Origin of the sequence: Occallatibacter sp., assembly GCF_049802275.1 — a bacterium.
GTDB lineage: Bacteria > Acidobacteriota > Terriglobia > Terriglobales > Acidobacteriaceae > Telmatobacter.
Window position 1 is genome coordinate 1 of record NZ_JBARMD010000738.1, and the last position, 3,572, is coordinate 3,572.

General features: G+C 55.0%; 4 protein-coding genes. 3 read left to right on the forward strand and 1 reads right to left on the reverse strand.

Annotated elements, in window-relative coordinates; all coding sequences use genetic code 11:
• A partial coding sequence (locus WA354_RS24845) for a sensor histidine kinase (RefSeq protein ID WP_472815717.1) occupies positions 1-1,254 on the forward strand: 1,254 nt, incomplete at its 5' end.
• Here WA354_RS24845 and WA354_RS24850 read toward each other — a convergent pair.
• Positions 1,251-1,475, reverse strand: a complete 225-nt coding sequence (locus tag WA354_RS24850; protein WP_472815718.1) for a hypothetical protein — start codon at positions 1,473-1,475, stop codon at positions 1,251-1,253. The two genes, WA354_RS24845 and WA354_RS24850, sit on opposite strands and share 4 nt — an antisense overlap.
• 484 nt (positions 1,476-1,959) lie before the next feature.
• Here WA354_RS24850 and WA354_RS24855 point away from each other — a divergent pair, with 484 nt between their 5' ends.
• Positions 1,960-2,742 (forward strand): DUF2092 domain-containing protein, encoded by a 783-nt coding sequence (locus tag WA354_RS24855; RefSeq protein ID WP_472815719.1) that lies wholly within the window; start codon positions 1,960-1,962, stop codon positions 2,740-2,742.
• Between the two features lie 9 nt (positions 2,743-2,751).
• The gene (locus WA354_RS24860) at positions 2,752-3,273 is read left to right on the forward strand and encodes a DUF6515 family protein (protein ID WP_472815720.1); all 522 of its coding nucleotides are present in this window, start codon (positions 2,752-2,754) and stop codon (positions 3,271-3,273) included.
• Positions 3,274-3,572 lie beyond the last annotated feature (299 nt).

The following is a 3,572-nucleotide window of genomic DNA, read 5'->3' on the forward strand; positions in this document are numbered from 1 at the left end:
ACTCGATACGCTTTCCTGATGCGCGAAGTATCTTTGATTGCAAATTCGGCAACTACATTGCGAGAGGCCTTGCAACGATCCGTCGATTTGATCTGCGAGACAATGGGATTTCCTATCGGCCATGCACTCCTCATCGCTGATGAAGAGCCGGGATTAGCAAAGCCCGCGAACATCGTGTACATGAAGAATTTTGAACGCTTCAAGACACTCGATGAACGCCTGCGGCCTTTAACATGGCCCGCAGTCCAGGATCTGCCGCGAGAAGTGCTGCAATTGGGAGAGCCTTTAATTCTCGATATCACGGAGGAGTCGGTGACGTCCTCAGAAGAGCGGCGGTTGGCAGCGGCTTTTGAGGCCGGTCTGCGGGGTGGCGTGCAACTGCCGATCGTAGTGGATGAAAAAGTAGAAGCGATCCTCGAATTCGGTTGCGAAGAATCCGTTGCCGGGGACACTGAACTATTCGACGCGCTGGTCGTCGCCACCGAACGACTGGCGCGCTTCTTTGAACGGCGGCGGGCGCAGATCAGGTTTCTGAAACAGAAGGAGGAGTTGCAGGCATCGGCCGAACTGCTCTTGACCGTCGCTGGACGCCTGGTGGATTCCCAGGAGGAAGAACGTCGCAGAATCGCGCGTGAGATTCACGATGACTTCACGCAGCGCCTGGCCATGGTTTCCCTCAAAATTGGTAATCTTGCCGGTCGCGATCGAACCTCATCCCCCGGTGAGATCGACGCAGGATTGGAAGACATCAGGAAGGCCACGGCTGCCGTCGCTAACGACCTCCGGGACCTCTCGCGCCAGTTACATCCCGCTATGTTGGAATTATTAGGGCTCGTGGCGGCAGTTCGGATTCAATGCGAGGAATTCCAGCGTTCCAGCGGTATCGAAACTCTCTGCGAAGTGTCAATTACTGATCAGGATGCTACGCCCCAGGCCGCAACATGCCTGTACCGTGTATTGCAGGAGAGCCTCATGAATGTTTCCAGGCACTCCGGGAGCGCCAGCGCACAAGTGACTCTCGAGCGCAATGAGGATCGGCTTCAGTTGACGATTCGAGATCAGGGCCGAGGTATCGAACCCCAGGCGGAGGGCCGTAGAGGCATAGGCCTGGCCAGCGTAGAAGAACGAGTGCGGCTCTTAAATGGAAGGCTGACTATGAAGAGCGAACCGGGAAGAGGCACGGAGCTCTTCGTGACTCTCCCGTCAGCACAGAGTATTTCTCAAGGGCCCTTGAAAGGCTCCAGTCTCAGCTAATTGGCCGGTTGGTCGAGTTCGCCACCGACGACGGTTCCTTCCAAGGCATCCAACTCAGCTTGTATCTGGGCAAAAACTCCCTCAAGTCGCGAATGAGTGTCGTCAAGGGTGCCACCTTGGGCCAGTTGGCGTACGACAACCTCCCTTAACCACCTCAATTCGACCAGTCTTTGCAGCCGCAAATCCACACTGTTCGATTGTTCGGTCATGACAATAGCCATAGCTGCGTAGTTTTTGCCCCTTCCAGAGTTAGTGGACGATCGCTGGCTGCTGTTCGCCGGCCTCTCAGGGGGATACGACATTCAACGATGTGCAGTCGGACAGACATCACGCTGCCTTAAACATATTTGGCTCGCGATCTTGGTGATACTGGGAAAAGTACTCGCTCGAGCACAGTAGAACTACGGCCCTTCAACGCGTAGTTTTCCGAATATCCCAACCGCAGCGGCGAAGTTATCGTTCAAACATCCGAGGAAGATACCGAATTTCCCGGACGGCGCTAGGCAAAGTCAGGCGCATGAACGATGCCATGCGGACATCCGAATCCTCCCAGGCCCTCCCCCGAGAACCAGGGTGTCCGGATGAGCTAAGGCTCACTTGTCGAACGCCACGCAGTTGCGCTGCGCTGGTCAGCCTAGATCGATTCACGATTTTTCGCATTAACGGAATAGACCCCGCAAGCAGTCAGAAATGGAGAAATACTCAATGAAGCGAAGCATTGGAACTGCAATCGGCCTGTTGATACTTAGCACTGGCTTCTCAAGCCAAATGCCTGCGCAACAGCCGAGTCCAGAGAAAACTGATCTTATCGACTCCACAGCGATAGATGCCCTGAATCAGATGGGAACCTACCTTCGCGGTCTCAAGGATTTTCAGGTGACAGCAGCAGTCACATCTGAGGATGTCCTTTCCGACGGCGAAAAGCTGACCTACTCCCATACCACCACCGTTCTCGCTTCCTCTCCGAACAAGCTTCGGATAGAGACCCAGGGCGACCAGAAGTCACGGCTCATTCTCTATGACGGGAAGAAGTTCACATTCTTCGCCCGCCGCGCGGGATACTACGCGACCGTCGACGCCCCGCCTAGCATTGGTGAATTGATTGATGTCGCGAGTGATAAATATGGCATTGAACTCCCACTCCTCGATCTTTTCCTCTGGGGCGGCCCGCGTGCCTCTACCAACGAGATCACGGAAGCTAGCGATTTCGGACCTGCCGATGTCGGCGGCATCACTTGCGAGCACTATGCATTCCGGCAACCTGGGCTGGATTGGCAGGTTTGGATCCAGTTGGGTGATCACCCCTTGCCTAAGAAGATGGTCCTGACTACGACCACCGACGACGCTCGCCCTCAGCATACCTCAGTGCTCACGTGGAACCTGGCTCCGTCGTACAACGACGCAGCCTTCGTCTTCGATCCACCCTCAGACGCTCAGAAGATCGTCTTTGCCAAGGAAAAAGCACCAGCAACTGCAGGGAGCAACTAGGAGCATCCAATGAAAAGCATTCGCCCGATCATCTCAATAGCCCTCTCGCTCTTACTGACCGTTCCTTCGTTCGCCGGAACGCGCGGTGGTGGTAACGCCAACAACGGATCAGTACGCTCAAGTTCGCGCAGCAACGTCAACCAGCCGAGTGCCAACCGCAGCAGCAACAGCAGCAACAACCGGAACACGAACGTGAACAACAATACAAACGTGAACCGGAACACAAACGTGAACAAGAACACGAACGTCAACGTTAACCGCGACGTCAACGTAAACACCCACTCCAGCTATAATTCCGGCTACTACGGCGGAGGTTGCTGCTATCACAGCGGGATTGGCACGGCGGCGGCAGTTGCTGCGACGGCGGTGGTTACAGCCGCGGTCGTGGGTTCAATGGTGAACACTCTTCCTCCGAATTGCACAACCATCATGGCCAACGGTGTGACCTATCAGCAATGCGGCAGCACCTACTACCAGCCGCAATTCTCCGGTGGAAGCACGACCTATGTTGTGGTCAACCACCCGTATTAGTCGGGGACGCGCTTATGCAGGCTCAGGCAGTTGCCTGGGCGGCACCGAACCAGCATTTGCCTCGAATAACAGCTGCAGATTGCGGCCAATTCACGGGCTGAAGCTATCCAATCAGGCGTAGAGTTGCCGCAATCAGAAAGGGCGCGACATCATGATGAACTTCACAAACTTTAAGAGCTTAGCTGTTAGTGGTTTCCTATCGGTTGCCGTCCTAGCTTTGGCTACTCCAGCATTGCTCAAAGCCGATGACACAAAAGAGCAGGACAGAGTGACTGAATCAGGGAACGTAATAAAAGATC

Bases quoted from the DNA above. Each gene is read 5' to 3' on its own strand.
- WA354_RS24850 (WP_472815718.1), bottom strand. From the start codon at position 1,475: ATGGCTATTGTCATGACCGAACAATCGAACAGTGTGGATTTGCGGCTG.
- WA354_RS24855 (WP_472815719.1), top strand. From the start codon at position 1,960: ATGAAGCGAAGCATTGGAACTGCAATCGGCCTGTTGATACTTAGCACT.
- WA354_RS24860 (WP_472815720.1), top strand. From the start codon at position 2,752: ATGAAAAGCATTCGCCCGATCATCTCAATAGCCCTCTCGCTCTTACTG.